Source organism: Micromonospora peucetia, from assembly GCF_900091625.1.
Lineage (GTDB): Bacteria > Actinomycetota > Actinomycetes > Mycobacteriales > Micromonosporaceae > Micromonospora > Micromonospora peucetia.
The window spans coordinates 3,607,878-3,628,156 of sequence record NZ_FMIC01000002.1; the positions used below are offsets into that span (position 1 = coordinate 3,607,878).

20 protein-coding genes and 1 pseudogene are annotated in these 20,279 nt (G+C 66.8%); 13 read left to right on the forward strand and 8 right to left on the reverse strand.

Annotated elements, in window-relative coordinates; translation table 11 throughout:
* Positions 1-32 precede the first annotated feature (32 nt).
* The 3 genes from GA0070608_RS16905 (at position 33) to GA0070608_RS34305 (ending at position 2,994) form a co-directional block, all read left to right on the forward strand.
* Positions 33-929 carry a bifunctional DNA primase/polymerase gene (locus GA0070608_RS16905; protein ID WP_091635315.1) on the forward strand — a complete coding sequence of 299 codons (897 nt, stop codon included), beginning with the start codon at positions 33-35 and terminating at the stop codon, positions 927-929.
* On the forward strand, positions 926-2,155 hold the full coding sequence (locus tag GA0070608_RS16910) for a DUF3631 domain-containing protein (RefSeq protein WP_091629112.1): 1,230 nt from the start codon (positions 926-928) through the stop codon (positions 2,153-2,155). Before GA0070608_RS16905 ends, GA0070608_RS16910 begins: the two co-directional genes overlap by 4 nt.
* Before the next feature lie 269 nt (positions 2,156-2,424).
* On the forward strand, positions 2,425-2,994 hold the full coding sequence (locus GA0070608_RS34305; protein ID WP_141719619.1) for a sce7726 family protein: 570 nt from the start codon (positions 2,425-2,427) through the stop codon (positions 2,992-2,994).
* Here GA0070608_RS34305 and GA0070608_RS34310 read toward each other — a convergent pair.
* A complete protein-coding gene (locus GA0070608_RS34310) occupies positions 2,960-4,015 on the reverse strand; it encodes a beta family protein (protein ID WP_091629114.1) in 1,056 nt (351 codons plus the stop codon). The genes GA0070608_RS34305 and GA0070608_RS34310 overlap by 35 nt on opposite strands.
* A gap of 162 nt (positions 4,016-4,177) precedes the next feature.
* On the opposite strand from GA0070608_RS34310, the gene GA0070608_RS16925 reads away from it, so the two are divergent.
* Positions 4,178-5,068, forward strand: a complete 891-nt coding sequence (locus tag GA0070608_RS16925) for an SRA domain-containing endonuclease (protein WP_091635322.1) — start codon at positions 4,178-4,180, stop codon at positions 5,066-5,068.
* Positions 5,069-5,497: 429 nt separating this feature from the next.
* Here the strand turns inward: GA0070608_RS16925 and GA0070608_RS16930 are convergent, their stop codons facing one another.
* Together GA0070608_RS16930 and GA0070608_RS16935 are read right to left on the reverse strand one after the other, a co-directional pair.
* Positions 5,498-6,370 carry an aldo/keto reductase gene (locus GA0070608_RS16930; protein WP_091629116.1) on the reverse strand — a complete coding sequence of 291 codons (873 nt, stop codon included), beginning with the start codon at positions 6,368-6,370 and terminating at the stop codon, positions 5,498-5,500.
* A gap of 461 nt (positions 6,371-6,831) precedes the next feature.
* Positions 6,832-7,632 (reverse strand): leucine-rich repeat domain-containing protein, encoded by an 801-nt coding sequence (locus GA0070608_RS16935; RefSeq protein WP_245715813.1) that lies wholly within the window; start codon positions 7,630-7,632, stop codon positions 6,832-6,834.
* A gap of 70 nt (positions 7,633-7,702) precedes the next feature.
* Between GA0070608_RS16935 and GA0070608_RS32660 the strand changes: the two genes are divergently transcribed.
* A complete protein-coding gene (locus GA0070608_RS32660) occupies positions 7,703-7,849 on the forward strand; it encodes a hypothetical protein (RefSeq protein ID WP_176733740.1) in 147 nt (48 codons plus the stop codon).
* On the opposite strand, the gene GA0070608_RS16940 is transcribed toward GA0070608_RS32660, so the two are convergent.
* Together GA0070608_RS16940 and GA0070608_RS16945 are read right to left on the reverse strand one after the other, a co-directional pair.
* Positions 7,842-8,861 (reverse strand): tryptophan--tRNA ligase, encoded by a 1,020-nt coding sequence (locus GA0070608_RS16940; RefSeq protein ID WP_091629122.1) that lies wholly within the window; start codon positions 8,859-8,861, stop codon positions 7,842-7,844. The two genes, GA0070608_RS32660 and GA0070608_RS16940, sit on opposite strands and share 8 nt — an antisense overlap.
* A gap of 226 nt (positions 8,862-9,087) precedes the next feature.
* Entirely contained in the window at positions 9,088-9,390 is a 303-nt protein-coding gene (locus GA0070608_RS16945; protein WP_091629125.1) for a hypothetical protein, read from the reverse strand.
* Here GA0070608_RS16945 and GA0070608_RS16955 point away from each other — a divergent pair.
* On the forward strand, positions 9,373-10,806 hold the full coding sequence (locus tag GA0070608_RS16955) for an NsdA family TPR-like regulatory protein (protein WP_483819078.1): 1,434 nt from the start codon (positions 9,373-9,375) through the stop codon (positions 10,804-10,806). The genes GA0070608_RS16945 and GA0070608_RS16955 overlap by 18 nt on opposite strands.
* Positions 10,807-10,827: 21 nt before the next feature.
* Here GA0070608_RS16955 and GA0070608_RS16960 read toward each other — a convergent pair.
* Both GA0070608_RS16960 and GA0070608_RS16965 read right to left on the reverse strand, forming a co-directional pair.
* A pseudogene (locus GA0070608_RS16960) lies at positions 10,828-11,280 on the reverse strand (transposase family protein); the annotation flags it as partial.
* Positions 11,274-12,203 carry a LysR family transcriptional regulator gene (locus tag GA0070608_RS16965; protein WP_091629133.1) on the reverse strand — a complete coding sequence of 310 codons (930 nt, stop codon included), beginning with the start codon at positions 12,201-12,203 and terminating at the stop codon, positions 11,274-11,276. The gene GA0070608_RS16965 and the pseudogene GA0070608_RS16960, both read right to left, overlap by 7 nt.
* A 70-nt stretch (positions 12,204-12,273) precedes the next feature.
* Here GA0070608_RS16965 and GA0070608_RS16970 point away from each other — a divergent pair, with 70 nt between their 5' ends.
* Positions 12,274-13,314, forward strand: a complete 1,041-nt coding sequence (locus tag GA0070608_RS16970; protein WP_091629136.1) for a YeiH family protein — start codon at positions 12,274-12,276, stop codon at positions 13,312-13,314.
* A 91-nt stretch (positions 13,315-13,405) separates the two neighbouring features.
* On the opposite strand, the gene GA0070608_RS16975 is transcribed toward GA0070608_RS16970, so the two are convergent.
* Complete coding sequence (locus tag GA0070608_RS16975; RefSeq protein ID WP_091629138.1) at positions 13,406-14,158, reverse strand: SDR family oxidoreductase; 753 nt, start codon at positions 14,156-14,158, stop codon at positions 13,406-13,408.
* A gap of 468 nt (positions 14,159-14,626) precedes the next feature.
* Here GA0070608_RS16975 and GA0070608_RS16980 point away from each other — a divergent pair, with 468 nt between their 5' ends.
* The 6 genes from GA0070608_RS16980 to GA0070608_RS17005 all read left to right on the forward strand — a co-directional run bounded on the left by GA0070608_RS16980 (position 14,627) and on the right by GA0070608_RS17005 (position 20,279).
* Positions 14,627-15,436 (forward strand): IclR family transcriptional regulator, encoded by an 810-nt coding sequence (locus tag GA0070608_RS16980; protein ID WP_091629141.1) that lies wholly within the window; start codon positions 14,627-14,629, stop codon positions 15,434-15,436.
* Positions 15,433-16,170 (forward strand): HpcH/HpaI aldolase/citrate lyase family protein, encoded by a 738-nt coding sequence (locus tag GA0070608_RS16985; RefSeq protein ID WP_091629144.1) that lies wholly within the window; start codon positions 15,433-15,435, stop codon positions 16,168-16,170. The genes GA0070608_RS16980 and GA0070608_RS16985 overlap by 4 nt, the downstream gene beginning before the upstream one ends.
* A gap of 41 nt (positions 16,171-16,211) precedes the next feature.
* Positions 16,212-17,153: a polysaccharide deacetylase family protein gene (locus GA0070608_RS16990; protein WP_091629147.1), complete on the forward strand. Its 942-nt coding sequence runs from the start codon at positions 16,212-16,214 to the stop codon at positions 17,151-17,153.
* Between the two features lie 68 nt (positions 17,154-17,221).
* Positions 17,222-18,700, forward strand: a complete 1,479-nt coding sequence (locus GA0070608_RS16995) for an ABC transporter substrate-binding protein (protein ID WP_176733741.1) — start codon at positions 17,222-17,224, stop codon at positions 18,698-18,700.
* A complete protein-coding gene (locus tag GA0070608_RS17000; RefSeq protein WP_091629152.1) occupies positions 18,697-19,503 on the forward strand; it encodes an ABC transporter ATP-binding protein in 807 nt (268 codons plus the stop codon). Before GA0070608_RS16995 ends, GA0070608_RS17000 begins: the two co-directional genes overlap by 4 nt.
* Positions 19,500-20,279: an ABC transporter permease gene (locus GA0070608_RS17005; RefSeq protein WP_091629155.1), complete on the forward strand. Its 780-nt coding sequence runs from the start codon at positions 19,500-19,502 to the stop codon at positions 20,277-20,279. Before GA0070608_RS17000 ends, GA0070608_RS17005 begins: the two co-directional genes overlap by 4 nt.

Sequence of the window (20,279 nt, forward strand, 5' to 3'; positions counted from 1 at the left end):
CCACGCCCATCCACACACCCGAGAGGAGCGCCATGCCCGACACGTCTGCGCTGGTCATCCCCGCCCTGACCTACGCCGGTCGCGGGTGGCCGGTATTCATGCTCGCTCGATCGAAGAGGCCCGTAGCCAACTGCCCCGACTGCCCCACCGATGCCGCCGGCCACGACCGGGAAGCATGCCCGTGCCTGACCTGTCACGGCTTCTACGCCGCAAGCACCGACCCCGACCGGGTAACCGCGATCGTGACCACCGTCCCCACCGGACAACTCGCCCTGCGTACCGGTGCTCCGTCCGGCACAGTCGTGATCGACGTCGACCCGGCCCACGGCGGCCGAGACACCATGAACGCACTCATCGCCGATGGCCTGCTGCCACCCACCGCGTACGTAGTAACCGGGTCCGGTGGCCTACACCTGTACTACCGGCATCCCGGACAGCCCATCTCATGTAGCCAGGGCAAGCCCGGTCAAGGGCTTGGCCCCGGTGTCGACGTCAAGGCCGATGGCGGATACGTGGTGCTGCCCCCGAGCGTGCACCCACGCACGGGCCGCCCGTACCGGTGGGCGCCGAACAGGGACATGCAGGAGATGCCCCCCGCGCTGGTCACCGCCTGCCAGCCCGTCACGCCCGCACCGCCGCCGACCCTGCCGCACTCTCCGACCACCATCCGCGCGGCGGGGGGCATCTCCTGCCCTGACCGGCTTCTGGCCGCACACCTCGACGCCGTGGCCTCCGCCACCGAGGGCGCTCGCCGCACCACCCTCTACGGCGCAGCCCGGGGCGTAGCCCGGATGGTCAAGGTCGACGCGATCAGCCGCGACGACGCAATAGCCGCCCTCACCGACGCCGGTCGACAGGCAGAGCAGACCGACCGAGACATTCGCGCCGCCATCCGTGGTGGCTTCCGCGCCGAAGGACTCGCCGCATGAACCCACCAACCAGCACCGATCAGCCCGTAGACGGCGCGGCGATCCTCGACCAGTTGCACGCCTGCCTCACCAAGTACGTCATCCTCCCCAGCCCCGAAGCCGTCGACGCGGTGGCGTTGTGGATCGCCGCGACCCACGCCCAAACCGCATGGGCACACGCCCCCCGACTGGTCATCCGCGCACCGGAAAAGCGGTGCGGCAAGTCGCGGCTGCTCGACGTGGTGGAGGGCTGCTGCCACGACCCGCTAATCACGGTCAACGCCTCACCCGCCGCCGTCTACCGAGCCATCGGCACCGGCCAACCGCCAACCCTGCTCGTAGACGAAGCCGACACCCTGTTCGGCGGGAAGAACGCCGACGCCAACGAAGACCTACGCGGCCTGCTCAACGCCGGCCACCAACGCAACCGCCCCGCGATCCGCTGGGACAACAACACGCAAAGCTTGGAAAAGATCCCCACCTTCGCCATGGCCGCCCTCGCCGGCATCGGCGCGATGCCCGACACCATCGAAGACCGCGCCGTCGTCATCCGCATGCGCCGCCGCGCCCCCGGCGAAACCGTCGCCCCCTACCGGCACCGCCGCGACGGCCCCGCCCTACGCGCCGTCGCCCAGCAACTGGCCGGATGGCTACGCGCCAACCTCACCGCACTCGAAGCCGCGGAACCGCCCATGCCCGTAGAGGACCGGGCCGCCGACACCTGGGAACCCCTCGTTGCCGTCGCCGACCTCGCCGGGGGCACCTGGCCCCAGCGTGCTCGACACGCCGTCACCACCCTCACCGCCGGAGCCGAGGAAGCCGGCAACGTTTCCCAGCGAGTACGGCTGCTCGCCGACATCCGCACCGCCTTCACCACCCTCGGCAGCCCAACCGCCGCGCCCACCTCAGACCTACTCACGGCGCTCAACGGAGACCCCGAAGCACCCTGGGCCGACAGCGGCCCCCACGGACTCACCGGCAAGAAACTCGGCGACCTGCTCCGCGACTTCGAGATCCGCTCCGACACGATCCGCTTCCCTGTAGGCCAGGCCAAGGGCTACACCCGAGACGCCTTCACCGACGCCTGGCAGCGCTACTGCCCCGCACCCGAAACCCCTTCCACCGGGTTATCCGTCCCATCCGTACCAACCTCGTTTCCGCAGGTCATCCCCGGTACGGATAACCCCCCTGGTACGGATCGATCCGTACCACGACACACCCTCACCGCCGCCCCTGGTACGCATTAATCCGTACCGCGATTCAATCCGTACCGCCCCTGACCAGGCAAAACGAGCTTGGTACGGATGGTACGGGTAGCCCCTGGCGACCGAGCCGAGCCGGCACCCGCTCCTAGTCATGGCATGGCCTGTCCTCCGCCGGCTCTTGGTGCTGCATCGGCTGACGGTGTCACCAGGAGCCGCCGGAAGGACACGGAGACGTTGCGCTAGAAGCGGGGAACCGCGTATGGAAGTATTGGCGGGTCGCTGAAGCAGTGGACGAGCCGAGTGGGGGTGCGATGCGCGATAGCGATATCCGTCTGGCGCTAACGGCTCGTCTCGCCACGAAGTACGAATCGCAGCCCGATACTCAGATCCGGCATGAATTGGGTCTCTGTGCTGGTCGAACCCGAGTCGATGTGGCTGTCATTAACGGTCACATATCGGGTTTTGAAATTAAAAGCGACCAGGACAAGTTGACCCGGCTAGAGGTCCAGGCCGAGTTGTATAGCCGGGTGCTGGATCGGGCCTCGTTAGTGACGACGGACCGATACTTGGACCAGGCTGCCGAAATGGTTCCCCCTTGGTGGGGGGTGTGGCTCGCTCTTCCTGGTAAGCGCGTGGTCCGGCTTCGGAATGTCCGCCGCGGCAGCCGTAATCCAAGTCCCAATCCATTTTCTGTGGCCCAATTGCTCTGGCGGGATGAAGCGATGGCTCTCCTGCGTGAGCGAGGCAATCACCGCGGCCTGTCCAAGGCGCCGAGATGGTTCGTCTGGGAACGCCTCGCCGAGACCCTAGAGCTGGGGGAGTTGCAGGCGGAGGTGCGGCGCGTGCTTAGGACGCGGGAGGACTGGCCAACTCGCCCATGACATGCGTGAGGTGATGGGAGGTTCCCCATGCTCGCCACTGTGTGGCGCCCCCTGGGCCAGGCTGACGTCTGGCGCACCGCGCGAGCTCGCTGTCGCCCCACGAGAAGTCTGAGCCCTCGGCTGGCCAATGGCCGGATGCGACTAGGGCTTGGCACAGGTCGTAGAAGCTGTCGTTACCGCCGGTCTCGTAACGGGCCCAACGGTAGATCCACCAGTTGTCGCTCGCGGTGTACCTGAGGCTGGGCAGAGGACCGCGGGCCCCAGTTCCTGGCAGAGCTGGATGTGCGATGGCGTAGTCGCCAAAATCTGGGCTGCGGTCGGCTAGCCGTTTCCAGAGCTTCCAATCCCATCTCGTTAGAGGTGTCGCTTCGTTGCGAGGGAGAGTTGAGATGGCGGACGGCATGGCGCCAGATACCACCACGATGGATGCCCACCCCTGGCTGTCCAGCGAGTCGAGCACGTTCCTGACGGCCAGCTCCGCTCGGCTGACGTCTCTGTCGGATGAGACCTCGGCCATGTCCACTACCAAGTGGCAACGGTCGGTACTGATCTTGGCGATTGACAGAGCTCTAGATATACGAGGCGCGTCAGCGACCGGGTCGGGATCTGTGGTATCGCTGCCGAGGCGGACAATAGCTGTTTCGTTGTGAAGGCGAGCCGCCTCACCGCATGCGGACAGATGTTCGTCTGAGTCGTGCAGGCGGATGACCGGCGCGATAGGAATTCCCCACTGTGCCAGGTCGTTGGCGATCTCCCTGATCAGTGGTTGGCCATCATCGTTGACTCTGACGTACGTGGTGTCCACTCCGAGGACCAGGCCAGCTGGCGCCGCCTCTCGGATCTTGCGTACGAAGTTGAGACCCGCCTTGGTGGGACCATCACCCGAGGGGTTGACCTCGAACAGGGGATGTATGCGGCTGACGTCGTGGTCCCGGAGTTTTCCAAGCGCTTTGAACTCGCCTTCGCGAGCCTTGAGCACAGGCCAGTATCGAGCCATAGCCGCCCCCTGTACGTTCCGCATGGTTGCGCCTTCGGCTACTTAAGGTATCGGAGGGAATTCAAGATGTAACGAGTTGACATTGGCCGGTAAGCCTGCTTCGAAGATTTGTGCAGAATGACTAATAAGGATCTATTAAGTCGTTTGTGGCTTCTGCCCGTTGCTAACTTGTTCTATCGTTTCAGCGTGGCGTGGGACATTCAGATAGGCGACGTGGTCGTTCGGCGACAGCTTCATCAGCGGGTGGGCGGCTCCTGGCAGGGCGGCATAACGCGGCCGGCCAAGAGCACGGACGTACTTCTCTTCTCGTCCCCGGCCGGTGCTCGCTTCGGGTACGACTTTGATGGGTGGCGGCCTGATGGGGCGTTCCACTACACGGGTGAGGGCCAGGTCGGCGATCAGACCTTCGTGCGTGGCAACGCAGCAGTGAGGGACCACCTTGACCGCGGTCTGCGGCTTCGATTTTTCGACCAGGTCAAGCGTTCGGTCGTGCGCTATCTCGGCGAGTTCCGGGTTGACCCGGAGCACCCCTGGTACGCGGAAGAGGCAAGGGACCGGCTGGGGGACCTGCGGAAGGTAATCGTGTTCCGGCTCCTGCCCGTCGATGCCGAGGCGCCCGAGCTCGGTGCGGCGAGCGCGGGCAAGCCGACAGTGCGGGATGTTCCGATGGAGGCCCACCTTGCCGAGACTTTCCAGGTAGAGCCCAAGCGTGAACCGACAACCGCTGAGCGGCGTGAGGCTGACCTCGTGGATCGATACGTAGGCGCCGTGACGGCCGAAGGCGGCACCACGACGCGCAAGGAGATCAAGCTTCCCGACCTCGGCAGGGCTCTCTACACCGATCTCTTCGACGGGAGCCGAGCTGAGCTGGTCGAGGCGAAGAGCTCCGCGGCTCGCCACCACGTACGCCTGGCTCTCGGCCAGTTGCTGGACTACGCGCGTTACGTCGAGCACAAGTCCAGGGCTGTCCTGCTTCCGTCCTACCCGGGCTCGGATCTCGTTGATCTGCTACACAGCGTCAACGTCGCCTGCATCTACGAACAGGAGGGCGGCGGCTTCGTGCGCCTGGATCCGTAGGCGGTCCGTGGTGCGGGTTGTGGTGCGAAGCCGTGCATGACTGAGTGACTGGAGTGACCTGTAGCGGGCCAGTCTGACAGTCAGGTGACTTCGTGGGGTCCTGGTCATAGCACTGAAAGCCACTCATAATCCCTCGGTCGCGGGTTCGAGTCCCGCCCGCCCCACCAACAGCGCTGAGCTGGGCAAACGTGAAACCGGATGAGGCGGTGCCCAAGCTGCTGGGATGAGCGTCGTTCCTAACCCAGGCACCCTTTGCTGCTCCGCACCAGTGCGGGCCGCCGAACAGTCAGCGGGCGTCAAGGTACGGCGGCCGTCACGACCGCGCTTCATCTGCGGCAGTTGAGTGGGACCGTAATGCGGGATAGCTGCCCGTTCGGTACTCGCGGTATGACGCCTGTCGTGGAGCACCGAATGGTTGCGGGGAACTGGCTAGGAGTGATTTCCGGCGCCTAGTGCCGCGATCCCCGGCAGCTGTAGCAGATCTCCAGCGCGCAGGTTCTCGGCCAGATGGCGGGTGCCGCTGGTGCCGGGGATGGCGAGTATATGAGGCCCGCGGCTCAAGGTCCAAGCGATTCGCACTTGCGCGGGTGAAACGCCATGGGCGCGGGCGAAGGTGTTCACGGCGTCGTTTTCGATCACCCCACCTCTCTCGCGGCCAGTGCCCGTCAGCGCGAAGAACGGCACGAACGCGATGTTCTGGGCGCGGCAGGTGCTGAGCAGTTCGTCGTTGACCCTTCCGAAATCAATGCCGTACCGATTCTGCACAGCGACAACCGGTGCGATCGTTCCAGCTTGAGCGAGGTGGGGAGGCCGGACGTTGGAGATGCCCAGATGCCGGATCATGCCGGCTTGACGCAGTTCCGCCAGGGCTCCGTAGTGCTCCACGATTGAGTCGAGCCCGTACTGACGCAGATAGACCACATCGAGGTGATCACGGCCGAGCGCTCGCAGATTGGCCTCGACCTGGCCGCGCAGCTGATCCGGCCGAGCGAGCCCGCTGGTAGTTGTGGGGCCGACCTTCGTGGCGATGACCAAGTCTGCTGGATACGGCGACAGCGCCTGCCGGATCACCTCATTTGCCCACTCGAGGGCAGAGAAGTCGTGCTCCTTGTGACTGGGGCTGGCGTAGGTGGGATAGAATGCGGCGGTGTCGATGTGATTGACGCCCCATTCCACGGCGCGGCGCAGCAATTCAGTCGCCTGCGCCCGATCCTTTCCCAGGCGTTTAGCGCCGAATCCGATCCGGTTGACGGTCAGATCTCCAAGAGTGTAGCTACCGACGACTGTCTGATATGGATGCATTATGCGATCGTAACCAGCCGCGTTGATTCGTGCAGTCGGTCACCCTCCCGATTGTGGACGTGTCCACCGTCCCGTAATGTCATCGTCGAACCGAGCAGCGTCCACCCGATTCGACATTGATGAGCAGTCCTCGATCTGTTGTCCGTCGGCCTCCGCAACTTCGGTCTGCGGTGAGATTGAATAGGGGACGCCTGAAAACCCCGCGTTACCGTCGGCTAGGTGAGCGTGTGACGTTGACCCTTCAACAGTGCATGATTGACGACGCCACAACTGCTACGGCAGCGGGCCCGGGGGGACAACAGGGAACGGCAACTGGCTCCAGCGTGACCGACTTTCATCCCCCAGCCGGCTCTTCGGGGAAGTCACATCCCGGACCCGCCAAAGCCCAGGATAGAACTCTCCTCCCGGCGGCGTCCTGACACAGAGGGGTGCAGTTGCGGGTGTGTCTTGTGGCTGCCACCTCATCGCCAGGTGGCTGGCTGAACGATGTCCGGGCCGCCGGTGTGCGGCGTCGGGAGGTAGCCGGGGTGCGGTTGCGGCAGTGCCGCCACGCAGGCTGCGGAACATGCGTTCACTAGCAACGGCAGCACGTCGGTGGCGACCAGGCCAGAGATCCAGACCTGGTGAAGCTCATCGTCAACCGGCCCATCGCACACGCTGCAGGTTCGCACCGCGTCGCAGCCCCACACGCCCGGGTCCAGTGCGGCGAAGTCCGACTCTGCCGCACGGGTCACCGCCCGCAGCCTCGGAAACGGCGGACGGAACTTGAAGTTGCCGTAGAGGACGCGCGTGCTCACCGTACTGTCGGCTAGCTTCGTGCATCTGGTCAGCTCGTACGGGTACCAATGCAGCCGGTGGGAGGTGTACGGCTCGAAGACCTCAAGGCTGGTCATTGCCCCGATCTCGGCCGGGATACGAACCAGATTCGTGCCGTAGAGCACCAGGTGTTTGACGGCGGTCAGCTTCGCGATCGTCGCCGGTAGCGTGACGATTTGCCGTCGCTCGGAAGCACTCAGCTCCACGAACGGCTTGAACACCGTCCGCCCATCCGCTGCGGCCTCATCGATCAGCGCTAGCAGATGCCGCCAACCCGCCGCCTCGGTGTCCTGACGGTCCGCGTGGAAGACGACGTTACTCGGCCGGGTCGCGACCGAGTGGCCGACACAGCGGCAACGGTCGCGGGCAGGACCGCCTGCACTGGGTCCGACCGCATCCGCAAAGCGATTGGGAAACAGATGCGGCGTGATTTCGTTCGCGTCCACGCGGAGGACCCTACCGACACGCATCGAGCGCGCGCGTACTGTCATCGACCTGTTCGTGCTCCGTGCCGATATGAAGCCCCGACGAGTCAGTGCCGATCCGGGCGACTGGAGTCGAGTCCTCAACCTCGTCGTCGCGGTGCCCGGCAAGTGGACCACGGCGTGGCACTGCGGCGACCGCGTCGTCAACGCTCTCGAAAAGAAAGGTCAGCTCAGCTGATCCCGATGGCATCGCGGACCCGCTCAAGCACCGGCCGGGTCTGCTTGCGCGCCTTGTCCGCGCCGTGAGCCAGCAGGTCGTCGAGTTCGCTGCCCGAAGCCACGAGCGCCTCGTACCGGTCGCGCATCGGCGCGAACCGGTCGTTCAACGCCTCGGTCAGCTGCGCCTTGACCTCTCCCCAGCCCATCCCACCCGCGATCAGCCGAGCCCTCGTCTCGGCGACCACGGCAGGATCACCGAACCGCTCCAAGAGCGTGAACACGGCAGACGAGTCCGGCTCCTTGGGGGCCTCTACCGGGACGCTGTCCGTTGTGACCCGTCGGATCACCTTCTTCAAAGCCGGCTCCGGGGCGAACAGCGGAATCGTGTTGCCGTACGACTTGCTCATCTTCCGGCCGTCAGTGCCGGGCAGCGTGTGCGCCGTTCCTTCCTCGGGCACGACGGGCTTCGGGATCTTCAGCTTGTACCGGTCGCCGTAAATGCTGTTGAACGAGCCCGCGATGTCGGCGGCATACTCGACGTGCTGGAGCTGGTCGCGGCCGACTGGCACCACGTCAGCCTCCACGACCAGGATGTCGACGGCCATGAGCACCGGGTAGTTGAACAGCCCCATGTTCACGCCCGCGTCGAGGTCTTCCTTACCGGCCTCGCGGTTGCGGTCACGCGCCGCCTTGTAGGCGTGCGCCCGGTTCATCAGCCCTTTGGCGGTCACGCAGGACAGCACCCACGCCAGCTCGAAGATCTCCGGGATGTCCGACTGACGGTAGAAGGTGGTCCGGTCCGGGTCCAAGCCTGCGGCCAGCCAGGTCGCCGCGACAGACCGGGTGTAGTGCCGCAGCAGGGCGGGATCACGGACCGTCGTGAGCGCATGGTGGTCAGCGATGAAGTACATCGACTCGTAGCTGTCCGCCAGGCCGAGCGCAGGCAGGATCGCACCGGCATAGTTGCCCAGGTGCGGCTCGCCCGTCGGCTTGATGCCCGTCAGCGAGACCTTACGCACTGTAGAACCCACGCCCCGACATTACTATGCGGCCAAGGCTGCTCGATGTCCTTGTCGGCCTTGCCGAGCAGCGGAGCTGCCGTTCGACTGGGCCGCGGTGGTCACACTGCGCAGCCGGATCGACGAAACGAATCCGCGCTGGCGCGACGAGCGGGCCGTACCGAGGCATGGATCAGTGGCGGCGCCTTCGTCCAATCTTGTGAGCTTTCCTGCCGGTCATGGGCGGGTCGGGAGCGAGTCAAGGGTGGGTCAGTCCGACGGTGGCGGCCAGGCGGGTTACGTCGGCGGCGGGGGAACCGGCGCGGAGCACGGCGGTCAGTGCGGTGCGGGCGGCGGGGCGGATGCGGGTTTCGGCGGGGGCGATGGCGTCGGCGGTGACCAGGGCGCGGCCGGCGGCGTGCGGGTCGCCGAGGTCGAGGTGGGCGCGGGTGATGTCGATCAGGTGGGCGGCCCGGTGCTCGGCGGGGAGCAGGTGCCAGGCCTCGCTGCCGGTGGCCTGCCGGTGGATGGCGACGGCCTGACGATGGTCGCCGAGGCGCATGGCGGTCAGGGCACGGGCGAGTTCGACGGTGGTGGGGCCGAACCCGACGCCGTCGTGGTCCGAGTGGTGCCGCTCGTCGTGGGCGGTGGCGAGGTGAGCCGCACGCTCGGTGAGCTCGCCCGCCGCAGCTCGGCGCTCCCGCACGCGGCGGCGGCGAGAGCGGCCTCGATCAGCAGGGTCCCCGTCAGGGCGGGCTCGTCCGGCAGGAAGACGCCGGACGGTGCCAGGTCGAGCTGGTGTACGGCGGTCACGGCGGCGGTCATTGCCAGCCGGCCCCGCCGCAGGGCCCGGAGCGCCTGCGCGAGGGAGACCGCCGCGAGGCCGGCACGCCGCGGGTCACCGCCGGCGGCACTCATCGCCCGGTCGGCCGCCAGCCAGGCCAAATCTGAGGGCATGATGCATCGACGGATGCTCCTCACCCTGCTCGGTTCCGCACTGACCGCACCGGCACACGAATGGCTGATAGCCCAACCGCCGCAGGACATCGCGTCGACCGCCGGCCGCCCGCTGTCCGGCGAGGTCGTTGACCACCTGGATGCGGTGACAGCCAGCCTGCGACGCATGGACGATCATCTCGGCAGCGGCCAAACCCTGGGACTGGTCCGCCAACACCTGGGCACGGTGGTCGGGGTGCTGCGAGAGCGCAGCTACACCGACACCGTCGGCCGACGCCTCCACGCCACCGCCGGCGAGCTGTTGCGGCTCGCCGGGTGGCTCTCCTTCGACGACGGTCACCAAACCCAGGCGCAACGGTTCTGGCTCGCCGCCCTCTACCAGGCCAACGCGGCCGGCGATCGCGGGCTCGGCGCGAACATCCTCGGCTTCATGTCCTGCCAGGCCAAGGACCTCGGTCAGCTCCGCCAGGCCGTGACCCTCGCCGAGACCGCGCGAGCCAGCTACCCCGCTACGAGCCCGAAGGTGGCAGCGATCCTCGACCTACGGGCCGCCGAGGCGTACGCCAACAATCGCTCGGTGACCGACACCCGCCGCGCGCTCGACAACGCATTCGGCAGGTTCACCGACAGCCGGCCGGAGCACGGCGACCCCGACTGGTCCTACTGGGTCAACGAGGCACAGGCCCACGCCCAAGCCGGCTACTGCTTCGTCAAGCTCGAAGACTGGCCACGCGCTCGTGATCATTTACGAGCAGCACTGCGGCTACAGGGCAACGAGTACACCCGCGAGGGCGCACTGCGAAACGCCCTGCTCGCGACCACATACGTCCGGCAGGAGCAGCCTGAGCTGGACAAGGCGCTCGCCCTCGGAGACCAGGCCGTTCAGACCCTCACCGGACAAGTGAACTCCGCCAGGTGCGTCAAGCACGTACGCAACCTGGTCGGTGCGCTGACCCCGTACCGGCGCACGCCCGCCGTCCGCCGGTTCTATCAGGAGGCCAAAGACCTCATCGCGACCTGAGGGATCGCAGTGAGCCATTTTTCATCCTGCGTAGCGGTTGGATTCGGTGCGGTGCAGGACGAGGATGGCCTGCACGATCGCGGTGGCGCGGCGAGGGAAGCAGCGCAGCTTGGCCAGGATTTTCCAGGTCTTGAGGGTGGCGATGGCTCGTTCGCTGCGAGCGCGGATTCTCGCGTGTGCCCGGTTGGCCGCCCTCTGCCGGCGTGACAGCTTCGGCCGGAAGCGGCGTCGCTTGAACGGTATGCGCACGCTGCCCCGAGCGCCCTGGTAGCCCTTGTCGGCGAAGGTCATCACGGTTCCGCTGGTCAGTGCGTCGGTGATGCCGTGGATGCGGGCGGCGGTGAGGTCGTGCGCTGAGCCCGGCAGTGCTGGTGATGCCCACACGAGCCGGCCGGCGGCGTCGGCGATGACCTGCACGTTCACGCCGTGGCGCTTGTGCTTGCCGGAGTAGTACGGCTTCTGGTCCGCTATCCGCGCCTGGGTTTGGCCGGGGCTGGGGTCAAGAGCGACGCGTCGATCGCCTGCAACAGGGCCGTTGCGGATCCGGTGAGGCGCCTACCAGACGGCCAGACCGCCCGCAGCGTCCGACTCAGCGGCAGGTCGTCCACCGGTACGGTCACCAGTTGGCCGGAGGTCAACTCCATCTCGACGGCGTACCTGCTGAGCACTGCGGGCGCGGTGCCGGTCATGGCGGCCCCCTTGACGGCGGCGTTGGATCCGAGAGCCAGGTGGGGCGGCAGCGGGTCCAGGTCGCGCAGGGCCAACTCCAGTGTTTCGCGGGTGCCGGAACCTGCCTCCCGGACCACCAGCCGTGTGTGCGCAAGCTCGGTTGGCCGTAGTGGGCGGTTGAGTCGAGCCCACAGATGCTGCGGCGCCACCACGACGACGAGGTGGTCATGCCCGACGATGCGGTGGTCGAGCCCGTCCGGCACCGTCGGGCCTTCGACGAACCCGATGTCGACGCTCTCATCGGACACCAGCATCCGGGCGACCTCGGCGGAGTTGACGACGGTCAGACCGACCCGCACGTCGGGCTCCCGCTGACCGAGGCTGTGCAACCAACGGGGAAGCAGTGCCTCGGCGACAGTCATGCTGGCAGCGATGCGAAGCTGGGCCGCCCGCGCCTGCCGCATCGCGGTGAGGCTGCTCTGGAACTCGTCGGCGGCCGCCAGCAGCCGTAGCGACCAGGTCACCACGACCTTGCCGTCGTCGGTGAGCATCGACCCACGCGGTGTCCGGGTGAGCAACGGAAGTCGGACCTGGCGCTCCAGGGCAGCGAGCCGCTTGGTGGCCGACGGCTGGGCCATTCCCATCGCACGGGCGGCCTGGCCGACGCTGCCCAGCTCTGCCACCGAGACCAGGAGTCGGAGCGACAGCAGATCAGGAAGTTGGCTCATAGCCACAGGCTATGACGTGCACCGTGGTCGAGGCCTACTGGCCACGGCGTGCCGGCTTCAGGCTGTCTTCATGGCAACCAAGAATCCGACCAGGTCGGACGACGACCGTACCCGAGCGCGGCGAAGCTCTGACCGGCTCGCCGCCGTGCTGCCGGGCTTGCTCGTCGCTGGCGCGGCTGCCGCCATCGGGTTCGCCGTGAACCGTCAGATCGGGGCGGCCAGCCCGCTGGTGGTGACGATCGTGCTCGGCGTGTTGCTGAGTGCGCTGGGCGGATACCGGCCGCAGTTCCGGGACGGCCTGCGGCTCGCCGCGTCGACGTTGCTGCGTATCGGAATCGTGCTGCTCGGCCTGCAACTGGTCGTCTCCGACATCTACCGGCTCGGGGTCGGGCCAATCGTGGTGGTGCTCGTGAGCGTCGCCACCGCGTTCGTCGTCACCCGCTGGGTCGGGCGGCGGCTGGGCATGACCCCGGCCCGCTCACTACTCGTCGCGACGGGGGTGGCGATCTGCGGGGCGTCGGCGGTGGCCGCAATGAACCAGGTTGCCGACGGAGAGGACGACGACGCCGTTACGGCGGTCGCCGTGGTCACCGTGCTCGGCACGCTGTCGCTGGCGGTCCTCCCCGCGTTGGGTCTGCTGCTCGGTCTCGACGAGGCCATGTTCGGCATGTGGATCGGGGCGAGCGTGCACGAGGTTGGTCAGGTGGTGGCCATCGGGGGAGCGGTTGGTGCCGCCGCGTTGTCCACCGCGGTGGTGGTGAAGCTGTTCCGTGTGGTGCTCCTCGCGCCGCTGGTCGCCGCGGTCGCGATCGGTCGCCGTTCGGCGGCGCAGAAGGTCGACGGCGCCAAACTTCCGCCGATCCTTCCGTGGTTCGTGGCCGGGTTCCTCGCGATGGTGGCGCTGCGTACCACCGGTTGGATACCGGGCGGAGTGATCACCGCCGCATCCACGGCGAGCACGCTTCTGCTGGCCATGGCCATGTTCGCGCTCGGCGCCGCAGTCGACCCGCGGGCCGTCGCCCGCGGTGGCCGCTCCGCGGTGGGTGCCGGCGCGATCGGTACGGTCGTCCTGGCGGCCACCTCACTCGTCGGCTTGGCCCTGGTGGGCTGACCGCGGAATGCGGGACCGGGACCGGGACAAGGCCCAGGAGGCATCTCTCGTCGTCCGGCGAACGTGTCGCGGCCCCGCCGATGGTCCTGGATCACGGAGTTCGGGAAACAAGTCCACCGTCGACGAGCAGGCTCTGGCCTGTGAGGTAGCTGGCGGCGTCGGAGGCCAGGAACGCCACCAGCGCGCCCAACTCTTCCGGGTGCCCGTATCGGCCAGCCGGGATACGGGCTTGCGCCCGCTGCCGGAACTGCTCGTACTCGACGCCGGCAGCCCTTGCGCGCCGTTCGTCAAGATCGCGGACGCGGTCGGTGGTGAATCGACCGGGAGCGATCAGATTGATGGTCACTCCGTGTTCTGCCACTTCTCTGGCGACACTTGAAACAAGCCCGGCCAGTGCCGGACGAAAGGCGTTGGACAGTGTGAGTTCCTCGAGGGGCGCGAACACGCTCGATGAGCCGATCACGACCACGCGTCCGTACCCGGAACGGACCATCGCGGGTAGCGTGGCGCTCAACGCGCGGACCGTCGACATCAGCGTCAGCTGGTAGGCGGCGTTCCACTGCTCCTCGCTGAGGTCGAGGAAGCGGCCAGCTGGCGGGCCGCCCGCGTTCGTGACCAGAACATCCACGCCACCGAGTCTCTGCTCTGCGCTGCGGATGACTCGGTCCACGCCGGCTGGGGTGGCGACATCGGCCTGGACGGCGTCCACCACGCCGCCGTAGTCGCGCAGTTCGTCGGCCACCTCTGCCAGAAGGTCCGGCGTCCTGCCACACACCGTGATGTCGTGGCCGGAGCCGGCGAGCGCATGGGCGGCTGCCCGACCCAGACCTCGGCTGGCGGCCATGACGACGGCTCGACGGCGCCGTGCTTCCTTCCCGGTGCCTGTCCGCTCACAGGTATGCACGAGTTGCCTCCAGTTGTGATCTGTCGCGGGATGCGCGGGCGGCGCCTGTGACGTCGTCCGCCGGGAATCGCGGCGTCTCCCTTGGCGGGCACCGCCCGGAGCTCATGATTCCGGCAGTCTTCCTGGGCCAGATCCAGGTAGCCGAGTGAGTTCACCGGTGACGCCCGGACGGCCATCTCGATGCTGTCGAGCAACCATCCGTCGCTCTGACTCTTCCTGTTCTTCTCGACACGTGAGAGCTCATTTCACGTGACGAGAGGCATTGTCCTGGTGGGTGTCGCGAAGCACAAGACCCGAGCGTTGCGTGGGCCGACGAGACGTGGTGCGACGAACAGGCGCAGGTGGGGAGGCTTTTGCGGGCCCAAACCGGCCCTTGCCATGTGACCTGGGCCTCGCTAGCATCCTCTCATGGAGCGATCGACTCTCTCGCAGAGTGAGAGACAAGACCTGAACCTCGCTGATCGGCTACTGACGATCGTCGAGGCCGTCGCGAACAGCGAACAGCCACTGGGAGTCATGGCGATCGCCGCTGCCACCGGGATCGACAAGAGCGCCGTCTCGCGTCTGCTCAAGACCCTCGCCGCCCGGCGTTGGGTTGACAAGGGCCCCGAGGGGTACGTGGCAGGCGCCGCGCTCATCCAGCTCGCATCCAAGGCGGGTGTCGACGACATCATCGGCCGACTCGCCTCCCGCGAACTGAACGTGCTGCTCCAGGCCACCGAAGAGACCGTCAGCTTCCACCGCGTCGTCGGCTCCCAGCGCATCTGCATCATGGGCATCGAGAGTCCACGGATCATGCGCGGACGCATCCCGCTCGGCGAGGCGATCCCGCTCACGCACGGAACGTCCGGCAAGACGATCCTGGCGTGGGTCGACGAGTCGCTGCGGACCCGCCTGCTCGCCGAGCTCACCCCCCAGGTCCGCGACAGCATCACCCGCCAACTCGCGTTCATTGAGGCAAACGGCTACCTGAGCACCGAACACGACCCGAACCAGGGGGTCGGCGCCCTCGCGGTCCCCGTGTTCGGCCCGTACGGCATCGTTGGCTCCCTCGGCATCATCGGACCCGCCGAGCGGTGGAATGCCGACCAGCGTCGCAAGCACGCGCAGGTCGGCCTCAAGTGCGCGGCCCGCATGGCCGCCGAGCTCGGTTACACCGGGAATCGATACGAGCGCTGGGCCGTCGCCGAACTCGAGCAGACGCGGGCCAAGGCATGAGCGTCACAGTCGAGCAGCCCCTGCTCATCACGATGCTCATGATCCCCGGGCACACCCCCGACGCTGCCGATCAGGTCGCCCTCGGCCACGCCGACGCCTACATCCTCGATCTCGAGGACACCGTGCCGCCAGAGGCAAAGCACGACGCCGTCCGCGCCACCGGCGACCTTCTCTCCGGTGATCGGGGTGGGCGTGTGGTCTACGTGCGCGTGCATCCCGTCGATGCCGGCCGTCTGGAGACGGAACTCGACGCGATCGTCGGCCCCTCCCTGACCGGGATCAACCTGCCGAAGGTCGAATCCGCCGCCGAGATCGTCGCACTCGACAGTTGCTTGGCCGTGCTGGAGGAGGCCCACGGCCTGCCGATCGGGCATACCGAGATCATGGCCACGATCGAGACCGCGCGCGGTGTGCTGCACATGAACGAGATCGCTGCCGCCTCCCCACGTCTTCGATGCCTGTGCGTGGGGGTTGGCGACCTGACGAGAGACCTCGGCCTTGAGTCGCAGGGCGCCGACCTGTCCCCGGCGATCGTCGCAGCCCAGATCAAGGCCGTCTTCGCCTCTGCTGCGGCCGGCCTTCAGCCACCACACGATTCCACCCATGCCATTGAGGACGACGTGCCCACGCTGCGCCACCGCGCCCAGGCCACCCGCGCCCTCGGATTCAGGGGCAAACACGCCCTGCACGCTTCCCACCTGCCCATCATCACCGAGATCTACACGACTCCCTGATACCGAAACCTCGGTCATCGTCGAATGAAGGGCCCGACATCATGAGTTTGCCGGACCGCGACTATGTCGGCTACGGCCGCCATCAGCCCCTGGGCACCTGGCCCGGCGGGGCGCGGGTGGCACTGAACATCGCCGTCAACATCGAAGAGGGCAGCGAACGTTCCTGGTGGGCCGGGGACCGCCAGAACGAGGGGCTCAGCGAGGTGCCCCGCGCGATCGATCCCCGCTATCGCGACCTCGGGGTCGAATCTGTCTACGAGTACGGCAGTCGTGCGGGCGTCCACCGCCTCCTGCGCATGTTCGACCGGCTCGGCGTCCGGATGACGGCGTTCGCGGCCGCCGTTGCGCTCGAACGCACCCCCGAGGTGGCGCAGTGGCTCAACGAGTCTGACCACGAATTGTGCTCGCACGGATACCGGTGGGCTGAGGCGTGGCAGCTGAAGGAGGACGACGAACGCGCGCTCATCGCGAAGGCCGTCGAGACCTTCGAGCGAGTGATGGGGCGACGCCCCGTCGGCTGGTACAGCCGGTGGATGCCGTCGTTGAACACCCGCCGCCTGCTCGTGGAGGAGGGCGGATTCATGTACGACTCCGATTCCTACAACGACGACATCCCCTACTACGTGAAGGTCAACGAGAGCGCGCACCTGGTGGTGCCGTACACGATGGCTTACAACGACACCCATTTCGCCTATGGCCAGATGACCAGCCCGAGCGACTTCGAGGAGTACTGCACGAAGGCGCTGGACTATCTGCTGGCCGAAGATGACGATGTGCCCCGGATGATGTCCGTGGGTGTGCACCCCAGACTCGCCGGCCAGGCCGCCCGTGCCAGCGCGTTGGAGAGTTTCATCGCCACCGCGCAGGGCCGCACCGATGTCTGGATTGCCACCAGGGAACAGATCGCGCAGTGGTGGCGCGAACAATTCCCACCGGTTGTCACCACGACCGGATTCACCTCCGGAGAATTCCAGGGCGGCTGACCGGCGGCGCCGAAGATCCATGCCCGTACGGCAGAAAACTCTGTGTCGTTATGTTTCAAGGAGTGACAATGGCGTCTCTGACCATGCTCATCAACCATGACATTCTCAGCCTGAATCCCAACAGTCGGCTCGCGGATGGTTCCACTCCGTGGAGCGTGCTCGCCAATATCGCCCCCGGACTGCTGCGCATGGACGAGGACGGCACACTGCTGCCCAGCCTCGCCACCGAGTGGAGCCACGACGAGGACTTCCGCACGTTCCGGTTCAGGCTACGCGACGGGGTGCGCCTGCACTCCGGCCGCGCCCTCACCCCCGAGCTTGTGATCTGGAACTTCGAGCGCTTCTTCTCCGGCCGCTTCGACACCCACTTCGACCGTGACTACCGGGGACTCAAAGCCATTCGGGCCGACGGTGACCACGGAGTCGTCTTCGAGTTCGACCACCCTTTCCCGGACTTCCTGTACTACCTGGCCTGGCGTACGTGCATCGTCGATGACGTCGTCGACCAGCCCTGCGGGGCCGGCCCCTTCAGGCTGGCCGAGTGGAAGCGCGGAGAGTACGTCCGCCTCGAGGCGTTCGAGGACTACTACGTGCCCGGCCAACCCGCCGTCGACGAAGTCAGGGTGATCTGGGCCGCCAGCGCCGAAGCCAAGCTGGCCGCGATCCGTAGCGGCAGCGTCGACGTCATCGAGAACGTGCCGATGCTCGCCGCCGCCTCGCTGGCAGAGGAGGGCCACCTGGAGTACCGCACCGTCGCCTCCACCCGCCGCGCCGCCCTCGTCCTGAACACCCAGACGGGCCCGCTCGCGGATCTGCGCGTGCGCAGGGCAGTCGCGCACGCCCTCGACCGGGCTGAACTCACCCGCATGATCTTCGGCGACAACGCGACCCCGCTCACCCAATCGGTGCTCTCCAGCACGCCGAACCCGGCGATCACTCCCTACACCTACGACGTCGAGGCCACCAGGACGCTCCTGAAGGAGGCCGGTATCGGCGAGGGCCTGGTGCTACGGGGCGTGTCCACGAAGGTCGCGCCGCTGCCGAAGGTCGCAGCCCACGTGACTGAGGCACTCGCCGAACTGGGGATCACCCTCGACGTCCGGTTCTACGACGACCCGCCGTGGTGGCCCTTCGTCTACCTCGACACCGAATGGCATATCGCCTTCCAGGGCATGGGGGTGCGGCCCAGCCTGAATGTGGCCCTTGGACGCGACCACCGTTCCGACGGCCCGTTCAACGCATCCGGCTTCGCCGACGCCAACCTCGATGCCCTGATCGACCAGGCGGCCAGGCTCCCCGAGGGGCCGGCGCGCGCCGACGCGCAGTCCAAAGCCGAGGTCGCGCTGCACGAGAACGTCCCGGTCATCCCGCTGTACAGCGCGCAGGCCTGCTACGGGTGGAAGCCGGGCGTACGGGGCGTGACCACGAATGCGCTGGGCTACCTCGACCTGAGCGCCGTCACCGCGGCCGGTGAGAGTCCCGATCATGGCACCGCCTGTGCCCCTTCCGGCGTCAGCGCCGACGTCACCGAAAGGCAGCGAACATGAGCCCACGACATGAGCGTCTCCTCGACGCCCCTCCTGCGGCCGTCGTAGCCCGGTCGGGGCAGGCCGCCCTCGCGGTGCGAAACGCCTCCATCGCCTACGGGCCCAAGAGCCCCGTGATCGTCGACAACGTCTCCTTCGACGTCAACCAGGGTGAAGCCTTCATCCTGATCGGTCGCTCCGGGTGCGGAAAGTCCACACTGCTGAGATCCCTGGCCGGGTTCCAGGAACTGCGCAGCGGAGACATCCTGCTGGACGGGAAGAAAACGAAATCCCCTGGGCCTGACCGAATGATGGTGTTCCAGAACTTCGACCAGTTGCTCCCCTGGCGTACGGCGTTGCAGAACGTGGAGTTCGCTGTCAAGAAGTCCGGCTCGAAGGACACCACGAGCCCACGCCAGCGCGCCCTCGACGCGCTGGAGATGGTTCACTTGTCGGCCGCATCCGACAAGTTTCCGTCCCAGTTGTCCGGTGGCATGCAGCAGCGCGTCGCGATCGCCCGTGCGCTCGCGGTACGCCCCCGGATCGTGCTCATGGACGAACCATTCGGCGCCCTCGACGCGATGACACGCGCTTCCCTGCAGGCCGAGCTTCTGCGCCTGCAGAAGGAGATGAACATGACCCTCGTGTTCGTCACACACTCGATCGAGGAGGCTGTCTACCTCGGTGGTCGGATCGGATTGATGACGCCGCAGGGCACGTTCGAGGGAATCTACACCAACGCCTTTCAGGGACAGCTGGACAGCCCCGAGTGCGCCGAGTTCGCCGGTGAACTGCGCACGAAGCTGGAGATGAGCGCTGCATGAACAAGCCGATCCAGAAAATGGCCGTCCGCATCACGGTGGTGGCCGTGGTGATCCTGGCGTGGGAGCTCGTCCCACGAATGGCGCAGCTCAGTCCGGTCGTGCTCCCGCCGTTCTCCAGCGCCGTCGAGGTGCTGTGGGAGCGGGCGCTCGACGGGTCCCTGTGGCAGGGCCTGCTCGCGTCGCTGTCGCTGCTCGTCCGAGGCGTGGGTCTGGGCATCCTGATCGCGATCGTGATGACGGCCGCGTGCTTCATCATCCCCGGCGGGCGTGAGGTCCTGCAGACCCTCGTGGGTCTGTTCAACCCCTTGCCGGCGATCGCCATCCTTCCGTTGGCGCTGCTGTGGTTCGGATTCAGCGAACGCTCGATGATCCTGGTGATCGTGTTCTCGGTGGTATGGGCCATGTCGCTCAACGCCTACGCCGGGTTCTCCACCATCAGGCCGGTACTCGTGGACGTGGGACGCAACCTCGGGCTGCGCGGGCCACGCCTGATCGCGAGCATCTACTTCCCGGCAGCCCTGCCGCACCTGCTGTCCGGTCTGCGGATCGGATGGGCGTTCGCCTGGCGTACCGCCGTCGCCGCGGAACTCGTCTACGGCGCCGCAGGCGGTAAGGGGGGCATCGGATGGCAGATCTATCTGGACCGCTCGGAATTCAACACCGGTGGAGTGTTCGCCGGATTGCTGACAATCGTCCTCGTCGGTCTCCTGGTGGAGTACGGAATTCTCAACACTATCGAATCGCGGACCGTCAAACGATGGGGAATGGTGAGTTGA

Bases quoted from the DNA above. Each gene is read 5' to 3' on its own strand.
- GA0070608_RS16905 (WP_091635315.1), top strand. From the start codon at position 33: ATGCCCGACACGTCTGCGCTGGTCATCCCCGCCCTGACCTACGCCGGT.
- GA0070608_RS16910 (WP_091629112.1), top strand. From the start codon at position 926: ATGAACCCACCAACCAGCACCGATCAGCCCGTAGACGGCGCGGCGATC.
- GA0070608_RS34305 (WP_141719619.1), top strand. From the start codon at position 2,425: ATGCGCGATAGCGATATCCGTCTGGCGCTAACGGCTCGTCTCGCCACG.
- GA0070608_RS34310 (WP_091629114.1), bottom strand. From the start codon at position 4,015: ATGCGGAACGTACAGGGGGCGGCTATGGCTCGATACTGGCCTGTGCTC.
- GA0070608_RS16930 (WP_091629116.1), bottom strand. From the start codon at position 6,370: ATGCATCCATATCAGACAGTCGTCGGTAGCTACACTCTTGGAGATCTG.
- GA0070608_RS32660 (WP_176733740.1), top strand. From the start codon at position 7,703: ATGAAGCCCCGACGAGTCAGTGCCGATCCGGGCGACTGGAGTCGAGTC.
- GA0070608_RS16955 (WP_483819078.1), top strand. From the start codon at position 9,373: ATGGTCGCCGAGGCGCATGGCGGTCAGGGCACGGGCGAGTTCGACGGT.
- GA0070608_RS16945 (WP_091629125.1), bottom strand. From the start codon at position 9,390: ATGCGCCTCGGCGACCATCGTCAGGCCGTCGCCATCCACCGGCAGGCC.
- GA0070608_RS16965 (WP_091629133.1), bottom strand. From the start codon at position 12,203: ATGAGCCAACTTCCTGATCTGCTGTCGCTCCGACTCCTGGTCTCGGTG.
- GA0070608_RS16970 (WP_091629136.1), top strand. From the start codon at position 12,274: ATGGCAACCAAGAATCCGACCAGGTCGGACGACGACCGTACCCGAGCG.
- GA0070608_RS16975 (WP_091629138.1), bottom strand. From the start codon at position 14,158: ATGGCCGCCAGCCGAGGTCTGGGTCGGGCAGCCGCCCATGCGCTCGCC.
- GA0070608_RS16980 (WP_091629141.1), top strand. From the start codon at position 14,627: ATGGAGCGATCGACTCTCTCGCAGAGTGAGAGACAAGACCTGAACCTC.
- GA0070608_RS16985 (WP_091629144.1), top strand. From the start codon at position 15,433: ATGAGCGTCACAGTCGAGCAGCCCCTGCTCATCACGATGCTCATGATC.
- GA0070608_RS16990 (WP_091629147.1), top strand. From the start codon at position 16,212: ATGAGTTTGCCGGACCGCGACTATGTCGGCTACGGCCGCCATCAGCCC.
- GA0070608_RS16995 (WP_176733741.1), top strand. From the start codon at position 17,222: ATGGCGTCTCTGACCATGCTCATCAACCATGACATTCTCAGCCTGAAT.
- GA0070608_RS17000 (WP_091629152.1), top strand. From the start codon at position 18,697: ATGAGCCCACGACATGAGCGTCTCCTCGACGCCCCTCCTGCGGCCGTC.
- GA0070608_RS17005 (WP_091629155.1), top strand. From the start codon at position 19,500: ATGAACAAGCCGATCCAGAAAATGGCCGTCCGCATCACGGTGGTGGCC.